17 protein-coding genes and 1 pseudogene are annotated in these 18,262 nt (G+C 45.6%); 6 read left to right on the forward strand and 12 right to left on the reverse strand.

All coding sequences use genetic code 11. From position 1 onward, the window contains the following. A partial coding sequence (locus A4E33_RS12445; protein WP_292348554.1) for an ATP-binding protein occupies positions 1-569 on the forward strand: 569 nt, incomplete at its 5' end. Positions 570-577: 8 nt separating this feature from the next. On the opposite strand, the gene A4E33_RS12450 is transcribed toward A4E33_RS12445, so the two are convergent. The 4 genes from A4E33_RS12450 to A4E33_RS12465 form a co-directional block, all read right to left on the reverse strand. Beyond that, positions 578-1,162 (reverse strand): hypothetical protein, encoded by a 585-nt coding sequence (locus tag A4E33_RS12450; protein WP_292348555.1) that lies wholly within the window; start codon positions 1,160-1,162, stop codon positions 578-580. After that, positions 1,155-1,628 (reverse strand): hypothetical protein, encoded by a 474-nt coding sequence (locus A4E33_RS12455; RefSeq protein ID WP_292348556.1) that lies wholly within the window; start codon positions 1,626-1,628, stop codon positions 1,155-1,157. The genes A4E33_RS12450 and A4E33_RS12455 overlap by 8 nt, the downstream gene beginning before the upstream one ends. Further along, positions 1,618-1,782, reverse strand: coding sequence for a hypothetical protein (locus A4E33_RS12460; protein ID WP_292348557.1), 165 nt, complete (start codon positions 1,780-1,782; stop codon positions 1,618-1,620). Before A4E33_RS12460 ends, A4E33_RS12455 begins: the two co-directional genes overlap by 11 nt. A gap of 84 nt (positions 1,783-1,866) precedes the next feature. Next, positions 1,867-2,370, reverse strand: coding sequence for a hypothetical protein (locus A4E33_RS12465; RefSeq protein ID WP_292348558.1), 504 nt, complete (start codon positions 2,368-2,370; stop codon positions 1,867-1,869). Between the two features lie 113 nt (positions 2,371-2,483). Here A4E33_RS12465 and A4E33_RS12470 point away from each other — a divergent pair, with 113 nt between their 5' ends. From A4E33_RS12470 to A4E33_RS12480, 3 genes are read left to right on the forward strand one after another with little or no spacing between them, the layout of a single operon-like run. After that, the gene (locus A4E33_RS12470; RefSeq protein ID WP_292348559.1) at positions 2,484-5,846 is read left to right on the forward strand and encodes a helicase-related protein; all 3,363 of its coding nucleotides are present in this window, start codon (positions 2,484-2,486) and stop codon (positions 5,844-5,846) included. Next, positions 5,843-8,602 carry a DUF1156 domain-containing protein gene (locus A4E33_RS12475; protein WP_292348560.1) on the forward strand — a complete coding sequence of 920 codons (2,760 nt, stop codon included), beginning with the start codon at positions 5,843-5,845 and terminating at the stop codon, positions 8,600-8,602. Before A4E33_RS12470 ends, A4E33_RS12475 begins: the two co-directional genes overlap by 4 nt. A gap of 40 nt (positions 8,603-8,642) precedes the next feature. After that, positions 8,643-11,180, forward strand: a complete 2,538-nt coding sequence (locus A4E33_RS12480; RefSeq protein WP_292348561.1) for an ATP-binding protein — start codon at positions 8,643-8,645, stop codon at positions 11,178-11,180. Between the two features lie 2 nt (positions 11,181-11,182). On the opposite strand, the gene A4E33_RS12485 is transcribed toward A4E33_RS12480, so the two are convergent. The 7 genes from A4E33_RS12485 to A4E33_RS12515 form a co-directional block, all read right to left on the reverse strand. After that, the gene (locus A4E33_RS12485) at positions 11,183-11,773 is read right to left on the reverse strand and encodes a hypothetical protein (protein ID WP_292348562.1); all 591 of its coding nucleotides are present in this window, start codon (positions 11,771-11,773) and stop codon (positions 11,183-11,185) included. A 35-nt stretch (positions 11,774-11,808) separates the two neighbouring features. After that, on the reverse strand, positions 11,809-12,525 hold the full coding sequence (locus A4E33_RS12490; RefSeq protein WP_292348563.1) for a hypothetical protein: 717 nt from the start codon (positions 12,523-12,525) through the stop codon (positions 11,809-11,811). Beyond that, positions 12,515-13,462, reverse strand: coding sequence for a CBASS oligonucleotide cyclase (locus A4E33_RS12495; protein WP_292348564.1), 948 nt, complete (start codon positions 13,460-13,462; stop codon positions 12,515-12,517). Before A4E33_RS12495 ends, A4E33_RS12490 begins: the two co-directional genes overlap by 11 nt. Further along, a complete protein-coding gene (locus A4E33_RS12500; protein ID WP_292348565.1) occupies positions 13,462-14,442 on the reverse strand; it encodes a hypothetical protein in 981 nt (326 codons plus the stop codon). Before A4E33_RS12500 ends, A4E33_RS12495 begins: the two co-directional genes overlap by 1 nt. Next, complete coding sequence (locus tag A4E33_RS12505) at positions 14,432-14,992, reverse strand: 7-cyano-7-deazaguanine synthase (RefSeq protein ID WP_292348566.1); 561 nt, start codon at positions 14,990-14,992, stop codon at positions 14,432-14,434. Before A4E33_RS12505 ends, A4E33_RS12500 begins: the two co-directional genes overlap by 11 nt. A gap of 62 nt (positions 14,993-15,054) precedes the next feature. Beyond that, entirely contained in the window at positions 15,055-15,576 is a 522-nt protein-coding gene (locus tag A4E33_RS12510) for a DNA N-6-adenine-methyltransferase (protein ID WP_292348567.1), read from the reverse strand. 123 nt (positions 15,577-15,699) lie between these two features. Beyond that, positions 15,700-15,879: a hypothetical protein gene (locus tag A4E33_RS12515; protein WP_292348568.1), complete on the reverse strand. Its 180-nt coding sequence runs from the start codon at positions 15,877-15,879 to the stop codon at positions 15,700-15,702. Here A4E33_RS12515 and A4E33_RS14770 point away from each other — a divergent pair. Then, positions 15,799-15,981 (forward strand): annotated as a pseudogene (locus A4E33_RS14770) (DUF4062 domain-containing protein); the annotation flags it as partial. The gene A4E33_RS12515 and the pseudogene A4E33_RS14770 sit on opposite strands and share 81 nt — an antisense overlap. Before the next feature lie 126 nt (positions 15,982-16,107). Further along, on the forward strand, positions 16,108-17,214 hold the full coding sequence (locus tag A4E33_RS12520; RefSeq protein WP_292348569.1) for an ATP-binding protein: 1,107 nt from the start codon (positions 16,108-16,110) through the stop codon (positions 17,212-17,214). Between the two features lie 383 nt (positions 17,215-17,597). Here the strand turns inward: A4E33_RS12520 and A4E33_RS12525 are convergent, their stop codons facing one another. Beyond that, entirely contained in the window at positions 17,598-18,191 is a 594-nt protein-coding gene (locus tag A4E33_RS12525) for a hypothetical protein (RefSeq protein ID WP_292348570.1), read from the reverse strand. Positions 18,192-18,262 lie beyond the last annotated feature (71 nt).

Raw genomic sequence — 18,262 nt, forward strand, 5'->3', positions numbered from 1 at the left:
AGTTGATCAAAGGAGAAATTTCCGACAAAAAACTGGCAGGGTTTGCAGGTAAACTGGAAGAGGCTCTGGGAAAGATTTCCCATTCATTGGAATTCGCACACAGTTATCAGGACATGGGTATGAAACCACCCCGGTGGTCGGAAGTAAACCAGATATTTCTCCTTGCTATCTCCCATCTGGATTTTTCGAGGATCAAACACATCGTGAAACTTGACGGGCTTGAAATTTTTGCAGATCCGCTGCTTGAACGGGCTTTCCAGATCCTTGCCGGAAATACCATCACCCACGGAGGTAATGCAAAGCAGGTTTCGCTTACCTGTGTTGAAATGTCCGATGGAGACCTGAAGATTGTTTACCAGGATGATGGTCAGGGTATTGCAGAAAATGTGAAAAGGGAAATATTTTCAAGGGATTTTTTACATAAGAAGGGGCTTGACCTCTATCTCGCACGGGAAATACTTGAGATTACCGGCATGTCCATTGTGGAAAATGGGGTACAGGGTGAGGGGGCACGGTTTGAGATTACAGTACCGAAGGGGGCATGGCGGTTTACCGGTAAAAAGGAATAATGTGAAAATCACACACCCATTCCCATTATCATCCCGACAATCTGCTGAGCTGTTGCCGGGTCCAGGACCTGAGTCAGGACCAGCCCAGCCATCGAGATGAACAGGGTCCAGAATACTTTCTTGACCTGCTCATTCTTCCCGAACGCTTCGATCGCTGCATCCGTATCTGTCTTCATGGCCTGCTGAATCAGCTTCGGCAGGAACAAGAAGAGCGGTAGGAATAGGACTGCAGCACCGATGAACGCAAGGGAGATCTCTGTCCGGCCTGCCATGAAGATCCCGAGCGGGACCGCAAACACCCCGGCCAGGATCGCTGCCATCCCGACCTCACCGAACCAGAAGTAATGCCGCTTCTCGGCATAGGTCAGCCGTTCGATATCTGTCAGCGCTGACAGATCGAAGATGCCGAGCGTGTTCAGCATCCCATACCATACCGCGTGCGTCTCTTCCGGGTCGGCAATGATGCCAAGGAAGAGGATGATGACCGGGCCGATGAGCAGGATGATCGGGAGGTGGGCCAGCACCAGGACCAGCCCGAGCAGGATCCCGGTCCCGCAGATAGCGCACCGGGTCTGCACCTCGTTCTCAAACATCGTCGTCCTCCGCGATCCGGATCCGGAAGACCGGGCTCGTGTACCCGCCATTGGCCGGGCTGAAGTCCCGGACCCGGCCCATCTGGGCCCACTTCCGGCGTCCCGTGCGGATCTGGACGGTATGGATGCCCGGGGCCCGGGGATACACCCGCCGCCCGTCAATATCGTGCATCTCCATATATGGCGGGATATCGAACCAGTCCGGCCAGAACCGGACACCGTGCGGGATATCCGTGCCCCGGTACAGGTCCTGCAGCCGCAAGGGCGACATGTTGTCGTAGATCAAATCGATGATCAGGTTTTCATCCTCCTGCTCCGGGTGCAGTTCCAGCTCATAGAAGATTGGGTTACGCCGCACTTCATCGCGGGTGAGCGGTGTATCGACCGTCAGCGGCTCTAGTCCGCCGAATTTCCCGCGATACAGGCCGGTCACGGTTGCAACCGGCTGCACATTCTCAGAATCCATGATATTCCTCCTTACATTGCTCGTGCTCGTCCCGGAGTTTCTTGAACTCCTCAACGACTTCATCGTATTTTCCGATCTTCTGGTAGATCGCAAACAGCATAGGATAGAGCGGAAGCACAGTGGCAAGCACTATCCCGAGGGTTTCCGTTTCCATAACGGTCCTCCGAAATGACGAGAGAACCAAAAGAGAGGGTGACCGGGGGGTCACATTCCCTCCCGGCTCTATTCGTCAGGCTGTTCAGGCGAGAGCTGCCACAGTGTCCGCCCAGGTCTCAACGTTCGTCCGGATTGCGTCATCCGAGTACGAGGTGATGGTGACCCGGTCGCGGCTGAAGTTCACCATGTAGATCTCACCGTTTGCGTCGTGGCACCGCAGGGTTGCCGAGAATGCGTCCTTCCCGAGATCGTGGACCACGGTGCCGCCGTGTGCCGTGCTGACCGCAGCGGCTGCAATGATCGCAGTCACACCGGCATTGAACTTTGCCAGGGTGTCGAACTTGTGGCTGCCCGTCCCGACGGACTTGGCTTCGGTGTCCTGATAGACGAACTTCGCGGTGTATGCCTCCTTGGTCTTCTCGACCGGGGGGTGGCTCTCACCGGCAGTCATATACGCTACACACTCAAAGGGATTGTCGGTGATGACCGACTGGACGATCGTGTTGAACGTCGCAACATCCGCAATGGGTTCTGCAAGGGTGCGGGTTGCACTCTTGACATTTGCACTCTGTACGAAATCTGCCATACTTCACTCCCGCCCTTGGGCCCTTGGGCTGAACAGTACTCTATTAGACAGGGGGCTTAGCCTTTGCTGAAGGGGGGAAAAGAGGGAAAACCGAACCTTTAACGCTCATAAAAATGAAGATTCAGCAAGGTGTTCATACGCAGGAAATTCAACCAGGCAATATTATCAAAGGTTCTCTCTGGCCGGAACCAATTGAGATTAAATCGATAAATAAAACTGGAAATTTTGTTCATATCGTTGGAGCCACGACGGTTTCAAAAAAACATATCGATCAGATAATCCCGGTTTCAGCAATTGATTCATTCGTAGTATTGGGAAAGGAATGCAATTGCTGTGAAGAGCCCCTCAAAGTTTTTCTTGCCCTTGAAACACTCCGCTATCGTTATGCATCAATGTATGATCCCCTCCTTGCGATGAATACATCAAAAGTCGATCCGCTCCCTCACCAGATCGAAGCTGTCTATGGTTATGTCCTGAAACTTCCTAGAATACGTTTCCTTATCGCAGATGACCCTGGTGCCGGGAAAACCATCATGGCCGGTCTCATCATAAAAGAACTTAAATTGAGAAATCAGGCAAACCGAATTCTCATTGTTGCCCCGGGGCATCTTAAAGATCAATGGAGACGGGAACTTCTGGAGCGGTTCAAAGAACACTTCACTCTCATAGACCGGAGCATTCTTGATGCTCATTTTGGAGAGAATGCCTGGGAGCGTGAGAACCAGATTATCACATCGATTGATTTTGCGAAACGAGAGGAAATTCTTCCCACAATAGCCTCAACACGGTTTGATTTGATCATTGTTGATGAAGCTCACAAGATGAGCGCATACAAGTATGGCGATGATACCAAGAAGACCGATCGCTATCAGATGGGTGAGACATTATCCCGCATTACTGAGCACATGCTATTCCTCACGGCAACTCCTCACCGGGGAGACCCGGAGAATTTCAGGCTGTTTCTTGATCTCCTTGAACCGGGATTCTTTGCAACGAATGACATGCTTAATGCATCCATTCGGGGAAAAGATAATCCCCTGTTCATCAGGAGGGTGAAAGAGGATCTCAAAGATTTCGAGGGAAAGCCACTCTTCCTCCCCCGCCATGTGAGGACCCAGCAATTTAATCTCGGGCGGGATTCACAGGATGAGATGCGGCTCTATAATGAGTTGTCGCGATATGTTAATACCGAATATAACAAGGTCCTGAGTAAGGATAAAAAACGGAATGTTGCCTTTGCTTTGGTAATTTTGCAGCGCCGCCTCGCTTCCAGTACATTTGCCCTCCTCCGGTCTCTCGAACGAAGAAAAAAACGGCTGGAAGAATTGCTCGAAGGAGCCCAAGAAAAATTGAAGGCACCAAATCTTGCCTCTGATCTGGACGCACTGGAGGAGTTAAGTGAGGAAGATCGCTGGAAAGAGGAGGAAATCTGGGAGACCCTCAGTGTCGCTGAGAACCGGGAGGATCTTCGGAAAGAGATCGGCATTATTGATCAGATGATCTCCCACTCGAAGACCATCATCCAGCGAGAAGATGAAATAAAATTGAGGGAGTTGCGCGATGCCCTCCAACGATTGAGTTCCACTTTCCCAAATAAACCTGACCGGAAGATCCTTATCTTTACCGAATCGCGGGATACCCTCGATTATCTGGAGAAAAAGATCAGGGAGTGGGGTTATTCTGTTAATGTGATTCATGGTGGAATGCGGCTCGATGACAGGATAAATGCTGAGAAGGTTTTCAAGAATGAGACCGAGGTGATGGTCGCCACCGAAGCGGCAGGAGAAGGTATCAACCTGCAGTTCTGTCACATGATGATCAATTATGATATTCCCTGGAATCCGAACCGGCTTGAACAGCGGATGGGGCGTATTCACCGGTATGGCCAGCAGAAGGAAGTCTATGTTGTTAATCTGGTTGCCGAAGATACCCGGGAAGGTCAGGTACTTGTTCGGCTGTTCGCCAAGCTCAAGGAAATCAAAGATGCAATGGGGAACGATAAGGTATTTGATGTGCTCTCGGAAGTGCTGTACAATACCAGCCTCACGCAACTGTTGATGGATGCTGCCGCGAATGCCCGTAATATCGACGAGATATTGAAAGACCTGGAATTCACCGTTGATGACGAGTATATCAGCAAAGTAAAAGAAAATCTCGGGGAGACCCTTGCGACCCGGTTTATCGATTATACTCAAATAAAAGAGATGGCGCAGCGGGCCCGCGAGTATCGGTTGATCCCAGAGTACACCGAGAGTTATTTCAAGAAAGCTTTTGTTAAAACCGGCGGAACTCTCAAGGAACGGAAGAATGGCGGTCTGACGATTGATACCATATCCGCTGACATTAAACGGATTTCAGAGCGGGATACCTTCAAGCGGGCCTTCGGGACGTTATTGAAACGGTATCCTTACATCGTATTTGACAAAGAGGTTGCATTTAAAAACTCGGAAGCAGAATTCGTATCCTTTGGTCATCCGCTTTTTGAGGCAGTCATGCTCTGGACCGAGGAAACATTTATCGAGGCACTTAGGAATGGTGCGACTTTTATTGATCCTGATGGCGTCCTTGATGGGTATATTCTCTACTTTGAAGGGGAGATCCGCGACGGCACCCTGGAAATTGCGGGCAAACGACTCTTCGCATTTTTCACTGATGGGAAAAATGTCACACCGATTGCCTCCGATGTAATCTGGGATCTCGCCGAGAGCACCATTACAACTCCACAATGTGTCGAAGTTGAGGACCTCAAAAATCTGGTGTTCACGTATGCTCTCGAAAAGCTTCAGCACTATCAGCAGGAACTTTTAACGGAACGGAAACGGCAGGCATCGATCAAGACAAAATACGGCGAGAAGTCTCTTGAATATTTGATCTACAAACTCGAAGAGGAACTTATCACGCTGAACGACCGTAAGGAGCGGGGTGAAGCCGTTGATCTTCCGATCCGGAATAAGGAATTGCAGAAATCCGGGTATCAGCATGCCTTGGTTGATCTCAAAGACCTCATCAAGAAAGAGACAAGCCTGACGATGTCTGCACCGCATTATGTCGGTATCATACGGGTGCAACCGCCCGAGCATATCGGTCGTGAGATGCGGAGCGATGCAGAAATCGAGCGGATTGGCATGATATTTGTCATTGAGCATGAACGCACAGCCGGGAGAATACCGGAGGATGTTTCGGTAGAAAATCTTGGGTTTGATATACGGTCAACAGCCAAAGACGGGAGCATTCGGTATATCGAAGTGAAAGCCCGGGCTGAGATTGGTAAAGTCGCGCTCACGCAAAACGAATGGTTCAAAGCAAAACGGTTCAAGAATGATTATTACCTGTACGCAGTCATGAATGCCGGGTCGAATCCGCAGCTCTATATCATCCAGAACCCGGTTGAACGAATCAAGGCGGAAGAGCGGGTTGATGTCGTGAGGTACATGATTGCTTTTGAGGAGATTCAGAAAGCTGGAGGAATACAATGACCACGGACAAACGCTTTATCGAAGAATCTTTCCCGGTCAAAGAAGTCGGACTTGAATCTGCTCGTGAGAAATCTATTCGACATGGCCACATCTCAACGCTGCATATTTGGTGGGCTCGCCGTCCCCTTGCATCATCTCGTGCGACTGCTTACGCGGCGCTTGTTCCTCCCAAAAAAGGGGAATCTGAACAGAAGAAACAAAGAGATTTTATTATTGAACTCTCGAAATGGGAAAACTCCAACAATCATCCACTTCTCGAAAAAGCCAGAGAAGATATCTTCAAGGCTAACGGGGGTATGCCGCCAAAAGTACTAGATCCTTTTGGAGGAGGGGGATCTATACCTCTCGAAACATTACGACTTGGTTGTGAAACATATTCTAACGATTACAACCCCGTTGCGGTATTAATTCAGAAGTGTACGCTTGAATATCCACAAAAATATGGATATCAATCACACAAAGACAATTGGGGCGAACTTTCAGGAAGAACTACAAATCCCCTTATTGAAGATGTAAAAAAATGGGGAAACTGGGTACTTCAAGAGACGATGAATGAGATTGGGAAATTTTATCCCCCCGATCCTGATGGATCTGTTCCTATTGGTTATATTTGGGCTAGGACGGCCTCTTGCCAGAACCCATCGTGTGGTGCGGAAATCCCATTATTAAGACAATATTGGCTTTGCAAAAAAGAGCAAAAACAGATTGCATTGTTTCCTTTTGGTGTTAAAGGAAAAATCCAATTCAAAATCGTTGGTGACGGTTATGAGGATATACCTGATGGATTCGATCCAGATCAAGGAACGATCTCTGGGGCAGTGGTGTCTTGTCCAATTTGTGGTTCAACTATAGATGCTAAATCCAATCGAAAAGTATTCCAAAACCAAACCTCACAAGAAAGAATGCTATGTATTATTTCTCATAAAAAAGGCGCACCCGGAAGGACTTACAGGCTTCCAACGAAAAAGGATTTGGATATTTTTAAAGAATCGGGTTTGTATTTAAGTAAAAAAGAGGAGGAATTAAGAATTAAATGGGGAATGGAAGCAGTCCCCGATGAACCTATTCATACACCGGACCATAGAGAATACCAACCGGGAAATTTATTGTATAATTTTACTCCTGTGGTTTTATACGGATTGACAAAATGGCGAGATCTGTTTAATATTCGTCAAAAATTAGCAATGGTTACTTTTTCAGAGAAAATCCGTGAATCCTTCAAATTAATGGAGAAAAACAATTTAGATCCGGAGTATTCCAAAGCAATTCTCACATATCTTGATTTTATTTTAGCTCGTCAGCTTGATTACAATTCGTCTCTCTGTGTTTGGGTACCGGTGGGAGAATTTGTGGCTCATACATTCGGTCGTCAAGCTCTTCCAATGGTGTGGGACTATTTCGAGTTATACCCAGATAGTAATGCTACTGGTGATTGGAATTCCGCAATGGAATGGATTTTAAGAGTAATTGAGCATACTTCATCGGTATCAAAAGAATTTGCAACGATTACACAATTCTCCGCAACGGCGTTGGAATATCCTGAAAATCACTTCGATGCTATTTTCACAGACCCACCTTACTATGATAATGTTCCGTACGCGGACCTCTCTGATTTTTTTTACGTATGGTCAAAGCGAGTAATCGGAGACCAATATCCAGAACTATTTTCGACTCCCGCAACTCCAAAATCCAACGAAATTATTGCTGAGTTACCCTTGTTAAGAGGATTGAATAAAGAAAAAGCTTCGAAAAATCTGAGTGGTATTAAGACCAAAGAACATTTTGAATCAATGCTAAAGAGAGCATTTAAAGAAATTTTCCGCGTATTAAAACCGAACGGCATTGCAATTATTGTTTACGCTCATAAATCCACAGAAGGGTGGGAAACACTCATTAATTCTTTACTAGACTCTGGATTGATTGTTTCAGGAGCATGGCCAATCAATACCGAAAGAGCAGGCCGCCTCCGTTCACATGATTCTGCTGCTCTCGCCTCTTCAATCTATATCGTCGCCCGTAAAATGGAACGGCAGCCAACCGGATTTTACAATAACGTGAAAGAAGAACTCAAAACCCATCTGAATAAAAAGCTCGAACGACTTTGGCACGAAGGGATTTCAGGAGCAGACTTCTTCATCGCAGCTATCGGTTCCGCCATCGAGGTTTTTGGAAAATATGAGCAGGTAATGGATTACGAGGGCAACGTTGTCAGAGCCGATCGGCTACTCCTGGATGTTCGTAAAATCGCGACCGATTATGCCGTGAGACAGATCCTCCACAATGGATTCGCTGGCGAGATATCGGACATGGCTCGGCTCTATGTTCTTTGGCGATGGAACTATTCTGAGGCAAGAGTGCCATTCGATGAAGCCCGCAAACTCGGGCAGAGCTGTGGTATCGATATCTCGCATGAATGGAGCCATACCGGATTTATCAAAAAGGATAAGGAGTTTGTCCGGTTGCTCGGTCCGCAGGAGAGGAAACTGGAGGACTTGGAAGGATCGAAGGATATGATTGATGTCCTCCACCAGGTCCTCCTCCTCTGGGAAAGAAGTAAACGGGATGAAATGATCAAAGTCTTACAACAGACAGGGTATGGTAAAAGTGAAGCATTCTATCGTGTGGCGCAGGCAATTTCTGAATCCTTACCAAATGAAAGCAAGGAGAAGAAATTGCTGGAAGGCTTCACTGCCGGACGTGAGCGGTTGACAGAAGAGGTAAGAAGAGAGGGAAGACAAGCGAGGCTGGATGTATGATATCAGAGAAAAATTATTGGATGAGAGGGCAGGGTAAACTATGAAGGCATTTCATACCGTAGCGGTGCCCCACAAAGATATTCTCGACGGCAGACTCACCATGGATGTTTTTGCTGCGGATCTGTGGGAAGTCAGCAAGAACCGGGGACCAGATGAATATCGCGATGCAAAGAGATTCTTCGAGCATACATATCGCACAGAAGGACTCTCTAACCTCCTCGATGTTGTTCAGAAACGCCTCGAAGGGAAAGGTGGAGATCCCGTTATCCAGATTCAGACTCCTTTTGGTGGCGGCAAAACCCATACTCTCATTGCACTCTATCATAATGCAAAAATCTGGGATTCAAAAACGATTGTCATCGTTGGAACAGCATTAAGTACTGATACCACGCTTTGGGGAGCACTCGAACAACAACTCACCGGAAAGATTACAAAATGCAAAGGACAGACTGCCCCTGGCAGAGAAGTGTTAAGAGATTTATTGGATTCTCACCAGCCGGTTCTCATCCTTATGGATGAGGTCCTCGAGTACGTTACCAAGGCTGCTGGCGTGAAAGTCGGGGACAGTACACTTGCATCACAAAGCATTGCGTTCATGCAGGAACTGAGTGAATGCGCCGGGATATGTGAAAAGGTCTGTCTGGCCGTCACCCTCCCTGCAAGTATTCTCGAACATTATGATGAGAAAGCCGAAACCCTCTATCAGCAATTACAAAAAGTATCCGGCCGCGTTGAAAAAATCTATACACCCGTCGAAGAACACGAGATAACAATGATTATCCGTCGCCGCCTGTTCTCAACTATCGACGATAAATACGCAAAAAAAGTCGTAAAGGAATTTATGGATTATGCCGATAAGGAGGGTATCCTTCCCGCTGGTGTCCAGCCCAGCGAGTACCGGGACCGCTTCGTTGCTTCTTACCCGTTTATGCCGGAAGTAATCGATGTACTTTATCACAAGTGGGGAAGCTTCCCGACATTCCAGCGGACCCGGGGTGTGCTTCGCCTTCTCTCCCTCGTAATTTATGCTATCAAAGGTCTGAACAAACCTTACATCAGCCTTGCAGATTTTGATCTATCCAACCAGGAAATACGCCAGGAATTACTCAAACATATTGGAGCGGAATACAACAGCGTACTCGCAGCAGATATTACCGACGCACACGCAGGAGCAAAACTTGTCGATTCACAAATCGGCAATGCATATCAGGGATTCCAGTTAGGAAGAAGAACGGCGACAACAATTTTTATGTATTCATTCTCAGGAGGGGCAGAAAGAGGGACAACCGTTGGGGAAATCAAACGCTCTGCAACAACTATGGACAATCCTTCCAGCGTGATTGTTGTAGCTGTTGACTTACTGAAAGGAAAATTATTCTACCTCCAGAACATCGGCGATAAATACTATTTCAAAAATCAGCCAAATATCAATCGAATAATTCTCTCAAAGATCGACAATATCAAGGAGTCGGAAATTGTTGAAGCGGAAAAGGAGAACCTTAAAGCCAATCTCAAAGGCGGGAAATTCCGAATATCGCTGTGGACAGAAAACTCTGCTGATATCCCTGATACTGATGAACTGAAACTGGTTATTCTTCGGAAAGAAAATAAGAAAACCATTGAGGATATCATTAAGAACAAAGGCGGGACACCCCGAGTCTATCGCAACACGCTCTTCTTCCTGTGTCCGCTAGAAAGTGAACGTCCTGTTTATCTCCAAACTTTATCAAGAAGCATCGCCTACGCCCAGGTTGAAGGAGATAAGGAACTGGGGATATCTGAAGAGCAACGGCGTGAAATTAGCAAAGAACACAAAAAATTCCAAGATACTGTCAAAGAGTGTGTGCAGCGGCTCTATCGTATAGTGTGGGTTCCCGGAAAGGAGCCATCTGATCTCGGCATTCCAACATTTGGAGAGAACAGGGGATTGGATGCCAAGATCTTTGATGATCTGCGGACCGCTGGGGAGATCCTTGAACGGACAACCCCGCTGTTCCTTAAAACAAAATATCTCTCAAAGAATGAATTCGTTTCAACCGAACAAATCTATCAATCAACACTCAAAACTCCTGGTGAACCCCGGTTTGTGAATAAATCAATCCTTGAGAATGCAATCTCTGAAGGAGTTCAGAATGGAATCTTCGGTCTAGGAATTCTTGAGAATAATACACCAAAATGTGAATATTTCAGGAAAACGCCCTCAGTCTCCTTATCGGCAAATGAAGTTATTATCGTAGAGGGTCTTTGCAGGGAGGCTCGGGAAGAACCACCTGCGGATGTGTGGAAGGATACCGGATCGCGGGGCGAAGGAGCAACGGGAGGGGCAACCGTAAAGGGCGGAAAAGAGAGTGGGGAATCCCAGACCTCATTAACAGACATGAAAAACCTCCGACTATCATTCACAATCCCAATGGGAAAAGTGTCCAACATCCTCGGAGTTATTAATTTCCTGACAAATCGGTTCAAGAACGTGGATATCATCATCAATGCACAGGACGGCTCACTTTCCGAACAGGATTATGAAAATAAAATTAAAGAGGCGTTTGAGCAAATTGGGGTTGAATTAAGAGAAGAATAATTTTATTTCTTTAAATTTTCAGTCATTTCATGCATTTTCATTGCTTGGTCTATGTCCAGATTATGATCTTCATCTAATTTTCTGCTTATATCGACTTTCCGATAGAATTGTTGTTTGATTTTTAAAAATTCAGAATCTGAAATATTAGTTGTGGGCAATAGCTGCTGTATTTGAGAATAACTATTCTGTAGTGAATCCAGTTTCATCAATTTTTTTTCTTCACCATATTTTTTTATTTCGACATGCCGGAACTGGTGACAATCCCGAATGAAATCAGTCAATAATTTAGTTCCTTGAATATGTCCCGCGTATCGCTCATTTATACCAAATATTCGGTCCGATATGGAAAGAAACAAAATTGCCAGGCCGGCAAGAGCAATTACGATTCCAAAGATATTTTTTCCGTTGTCGTCAAGTGAAATCAGAAAAGGAACAGCGAGAGAGAGGAACGTAATCGCCATAGTAAGGATTATTGTGAGAAGAAGAATGAGATCTGCCCATCGCTTACATTTTTTTGAACTGGCAATATGAATCTCCCGGGAAATCTCCGCCTTGCGTTCGAGATCCCGAACAACATGCTCAACATCGGTCAAATCAATCACTCTTCAAGATTTTTCTTTATTTTTTTTCATTGAAACATTGAGAGCTCAGGCATATAAGAATAATTCTGCTCGAATAAAGAACGGTTGTCTTTTTGTTCATAATTACCCCCATTTAGCGAAGAGAGCACATTCAGATAATCATGGTCAATTGTTGCGAATCTCCAGAATACAATATCAACAACCGGTATGGGATCTCCGGACATTCGGGAAATATCTCCGCAAAAAGACTGAACATCAGGATAATTTTCCTGTGTTGCGATTCTGACAAGATGGCGATCGGGTTTGGCAACCGGTAGTCCAATATTTTTGGCAAGGTGATAGACCGTAACAGGGCCGATATAATCAAATGTCTGCAGGAATGTTATCGGATTTGATTGAATTTTCCTCTTAATTGTTTTAAAACCAATATTGTTGATCTGATCCGCCGCATAAAGAATTGCTGCAATTTTTTGCTCATTGTTGAATATTTTAAGAGCCGATCTTTGGCATTTTTCACGGTTAGATAAAATTTTTTGAGCGGAAGACCACTGAAAAAAGCATCGGGAAATGTCTTCAAACCTGTTCCGAATAATGGATTCCTTCATTCCACATGTTAAAATCACCCATGCGATCTCCCGAAGAAATGTGGTCTCATTGAGATCATTAAAACAAAGAGTGGATTGCCAGGATATTTCATCCTGAAAGCCCTCATCTTGGACGATCGTTTTTGCAAATGCGTATTTCAGCATCAGACTATTGTCCATTGACATCCCCGAGTATCTTATCCCACTCTTCACTATTGGCGCTTGCATCCGCATTTTTCATTCTGTTGGAGATTCGGTAGAGAGTATAACTTGCACGTAACCGTTGAGGAGAATTTTCCGGTCCGAGATCATCATCTACATGGATAGATTGCTGAGTGCTGTCTTTGATGGGTATTTTCACCTCATCCTTTGCCTCTGCAAAAAAATATTTTAGCATTGCTTTCGGCGTTCTCGGGGCATCCTCGGGGTAATTCCTGAAAATCTTAATTGCGAGTGACTCGATGTGATATCCTGATAATTGCTGATCTTCAGGTAATTGTCCGTTAATGCTTTTGGCGATTTTTATAACCGGGACAACCTTTTGACCACATGCTTGATTGACTTCAGTTAATTTAGCCGCAAATTTATCAGGACGTGTCACATTGGACCAGGTATTTCCTTTTTCTGCCGGGATCCGGTATCCATCCCCTTTCTTAAGGGCAGGGAGTAATTGAATTTCAGTACCATCCTTAAAACGAACAGTAACTGCAAGACTTCCAGTGCGGATTTCTTCGACATTTGTTAATTTTTGCTGCAATCGGGATTTGATATATTCTTTTATTTCCGCGGGCGTTTTGTCCGCCAACTCTGAATTATTGACGAGGACTAAAACATCAACATCGCTCAGTCCATCGACATATGTATGTTTACTGACGGAACCGGCGAATTTTAATTCAACATCCCCATCCTTATCAGATTCAATTATTTGTTTGATATCATTCAGGTGTTCACGATGAGTTTCTGTATCCCTGGCATTATAGGATCCAAGTTTTTCATTGATTTTTTCGTTCACGCCGGTTTCAAATGCTTCATCTTTTGTTTTGTCACGAATTTCCCGGATCTCCCGTTTATAATCATCAGGAGATCTACTATGGAAAACGCCGCCTCCACCACCCATTACAAAACACCTCCCATTTTCTCGTTTAAATCGTTGAAAGCACTTTGAAAGAATTCTGACTTAACTCCTAATTTTGTGAAATCTCCGGTCGATTGATAATGTTCAAGATTGATCTTTAATCGTCCCAAATAGTTGTAATTCTGGTAGACACTCCGTATCCACACCCCGTCGGAATTCTCATGAATGCCAAATTTTTCAGGACCATATGTGTTAATATAATGAGTCTGTCCATCATCAAAAACAAATCTCAACCATGATAGCCCATCAAAAATGTCAGCCCCGGAAATGTAATACAAAGGTGTCGTTATTGTATCCAAACTGCCAAAAATATGTAATGGAATTTCAATAGAATGTTCTTCCAGCTGTTGCCTGATTTTCGCGATTGCGGTCATCCTGTCAAGGACTGATTTTCCGAGTTCCTTTTCCGTAAAACCCAAAATGTCAAAGTCTGAAATGCTTTCAATGTTATCAAAAAACCCTGCAAGCTTGACTCGTCTGGAGTTTTCGGATTCGGGTTTGATTAAGAGTTCTTTGATTATCCCTTCTTTCGTCCTGAATAGTTCGTTGGCATGCTTTATCTGTTTATCAATAGTCATTCTTTCGGAGGGATGATCATAGCTGATGATTACCTTAGGGATCTCCTCATCGAAACGATTGACAGCTTCGGAATGCTTGGCTCGGTTCCATTCAAAGGGGTCGGGTTTGTATAAGCCGAATTCCTCAACTTCTTTATCTATTGCCGATTCGTAACCACCACTATCAAAAAATACCAACTCAGAGAATGTGATTTTTGGAAACGGATCTGTGTGATAAAAATCATAGGCACTCAATAGGAACGGGCCGGTAATAACCTCGCTTAAAACATCCAATGTTTTTCGATATTCAATATTTACCCGGCTTGATAATGATGGAACGAGCATCGGGGTAGAACCGACTTCACCCCATTTTTCAGATTGTATTTTTAATTTTCTAGCAAACATTGAGTGCACTCCGATCAAGGCATGAAAGACATTTCCCGCAGGGTTCGTCCCCGGTTTCACAACTATAGGTCAAATGAATAGGAACTCCCGAATCCCGACAATACGAGACAATCATTTTTTTATCCCAATCGATGAATGGGGTGTCAATTTTAATCTGGCCATCTGAATATTCTGTTACGACACCGTTCATTTTTTTGATGAATTCTTTAGAACAATCATAATAAGGAACTCCCCTGTGAATGCCCAGGGAAAGCAATCCTGAAAAATCTGGCTTTGCAAGTAATGCGGCCATAATTAAAAAGCCATTTCTTCCCCTGATTTCTCCAGATGACAGATTCAGGGTGTTGTGGATTGTCAGCGTGTCAGAATTAATTTTGTAATAATCAGCAATTTTTTCAACAGACTGACACTCCTTTAGACGAGCTTTTTGCCCATAATCAACAAAAAAACCTTCAACTTTGAATCCGAGGTCCTGATAATATTTGATACAGGCGGTTGAGTCAATTCCCCCACTGATGAGTATCAATACTCTTGAAGGATTTCCGCCCATTACCGACACCGGTTATATAAATAATTGAGAAACTCACTTTTTTATTTATATTTAAATCTTCTCTAGATTTCGACCCTGGTTGGTACCACCCACACCGCCCCTATCCCCACAAACGCCTTCTCAAATCGTTCCGGTCTCTCCCCAACATAAAATAGCGCCGGTGAAAACGTCGGCCCCGACTCATTTCCTGCTGGTCCAACAAACCGGATGCGGGCCGAAGGAAAACATACCCGGCACGATATCGCTGTCAACGTCTTCCATGCCGAGGTCTCGGTCGCGGACTTCCATAATACAATCGCCTCCGTGGTCCGGCCTGCGGTTCGCTCCTGGTATAACTTTGAAAACCATCGCTCGATACCGGGTCCGAACGGAGGATTGAGAAAGATCCGGCCTACCCACGGCTGCACAAGCCCGTTGTCCTGAGCTGTATAGTGCCTCGCTGCCAGCACATTCGGGATCTCCCGGCTGTTGCTGGCTGGATCAAGGTCGATCGCGCCCAGGCACGCAATCACTGCATCGAGGATGTACTGTGGCGTGTAGTGCTCCGTGCTCTTATGGGAGAGCAGGGCTGGCGGGACCGTCATATGATGAGAGGATGTGTAAAATCACCGGCTTAGTCTTTACTGAAGACTGGCACGCAGGACGGGGACAAAGATCGCACATAATATTAAAAAGCATATTTACATCGGCCACCCAATATCTCATATTCATCTTATCAACATCTTCTGCTCCATGATGAGCACGACCATGACAATGATGATAACAACAAGCAGGACAACGACATGATTGGCATCTTCATCAGTAGCGTGCAGAAGGAATTCAGCGATGAACGCCGTGAAGTCCGTGAATTCATTCACAATGATCCTCTTCTGAAACAGTTCTTTCATACATTCATATTCGAGGACCTCCCTGCTGCCGATCATCGGCCGGATGAAGTCTATCTTGATGAAGTGAATCGGTGCACAATATATCTGGGAATTTACGGAACGCACTATGGACCAGAGGACGCAGAAGGACTTTCCCCGACTGAAAAGGAATTTAATCGCGCAACCGAACAATGCAAGCACCGGCTGATTTTCGTGCAGGGTTCCGATGACGCAGGAAGGCACGACAAGATGTCTGCTCTTATCCGGAAAGCAGCAGGGCAGGTAATACGGCGACGTTTCACGGATATTTCAGATCTGAAAACTCAGGTCTATGCGGCGCTTGTCCAATACCTCAGCGAGAATGGCCTTCTGCGACACAAGCCTTTTGACGAAGCGATATGTAACGGTGCATCGATCGACGATATTTCTCCGGAAAAAATCGCCTGGTTCCTCTCGGTCTCAAAGAAGGAGCGGAAATTTCCCCTCCGGGCAGGCACACCGGTAGAGGTGGTACTGTCTCACTTAAATCTGCTTGATGGATCACAGCCTACGCATGCAGCGGTACTTCTCTTCGGGAAAAACAGTCACCATTTTCTCCCATCAGCGGAGATCAAATGCCTGAGCTTCCGGGGCACAAAGATCGAGAAACCAATTCCCTCCTATCAGATTTACACTGGGACGCTCTTCGATCAGGTGGATGATGCTGCAGATTTTGTACTTTCAAAACTCGATCGCCGCGTTCCTGCACGTGATGAAACACCGGTGAGTGATACCGACTATGAGATCCCGGTCCCTGCTATTCATGAGGCAATTGTGAATGCTGTTGTCCACCGGGATTACACATCCAAGGCAGCAGTTCAGGTTATGGTTTTCACTGACCGAGTAGAAGTATGGAATCCTGGAGCCTTGCCCTCGGACCTGACACCCGACAGCCTCAAGGCAGAACATCCCTCAATTCCACACAACCCGCTCATTGCCCATCCACTGTATTTAACGCATTATATCGAGAAAGCCGGTACCGGAACGCTCGATATAATCACGTATTGCAAGGAGGCGGGTCTTCCAGAGCCAGGTTTCGAACAGCGCGGAGGACAGTTCGTTGTCACACTTTGGAGAGACTGGCTGACAGATGCGATAATGAAAGAATTAGGGATCAGTGCCCGGCAAAAAATCGCCATAGAAATTGTAAGAGACACGGGTCGTGTGAATAGTACTGAGTATTCCACTCTCGCGAAAATCTCTCGGCAGACCGCGTTCCGTGACCTGAACGATCTTGTTCATAAAGGGATCCTCGAAAAGCAGGGAATAACCGGAAAGGGTACTTTTTACACGTTAAGCAAACGACTCAGAAAGTAACATAAGACTCAGTGCACGGGGAAAGGTGATGGTACGTTTGCAACAACACACCGGATACCCGCTCCGGTCAAACGACTCAGAATGGTAACATCGGACTCAGTGCACGGGGAAAGGTGATGGTACGTTTGCAACAACACACCGGATACCCGCTCCGGTCAAACGACTCAGAATGGTAACATAAGACTCAGTGCACGGGGAAACATGATGGTACGTTTGCAACAACACACCGGAAACCTGCTCCGGTCAAATGACTCAGAATGGTTGGACTCGGTGCATTAAGTTTAAAAAACGCAATAGATTTCGATCATTCAAGTGATCGTGTGTGCGTATGATCGTACGATCATACGCACTGTAGGCGGATTAAGCTTTTCATTGAAGAAAATTTAGTCCATCAGCCCTAATTTCTTTAAATGCGCCTCAATAGCGCTTTCCTGACGCTGAAAGATTTCAGATAATTCCCGCATATTTTTCCCGGCAAGAAATTTTCTTTCCAGATCTGAATCCTCATTGGAATCCCATGGAGTGTAGGCATTTGAGAATTCTTTTCGTGCTTTTTCAACAGATGATTCAGGGTCTCTCAGATTATGAAGTCTTATCATCTTTGTCTTAATTTGTTTCTTAATGTCCAAGACTCCCGGATCAATCAGAAGAAACTGGTAATTTGATTCATCCAGGTAATTAAAGAAGGGGATATCCAATTGTTTAAGGATCACTTTCAAACACCTTTTTTTAAGAATTCTCGCTCCCGTCTCTGTCGTCTGAACATAGCGATCGGCTAATTCACGTGGTAGGAGAGAAGCAACTTCTTGACGAAAATAGAAAGTCGAGAATGAATAATGATGTTCAACCTTGTAGCCATTCAGGGTGATATTTGAGAAAATATGAAGACCCGGCGTTTCCTCGATCACTTTTTTTGCTTTGGCAGCCAGTTTTGCTCTTATTTTTTTGGAGTCATTTTGAATATGTTTCCATCCCATGAATTTTCCCTTTCAACATTTCATGGGCAACTTGCCAAACTATAAAGAAATCGGTTTGTTTGATTATTGGC

The organism is Methanoregula sp. PtaB.Bin085 (assembly GCF_002067035.1).
Taxonomy (GTDB): domain Archaea; phylum Halobacteriota; class Methanomicrobia; order Methanomicrobiales; family Methanospirillaceae; genus Methanoregula.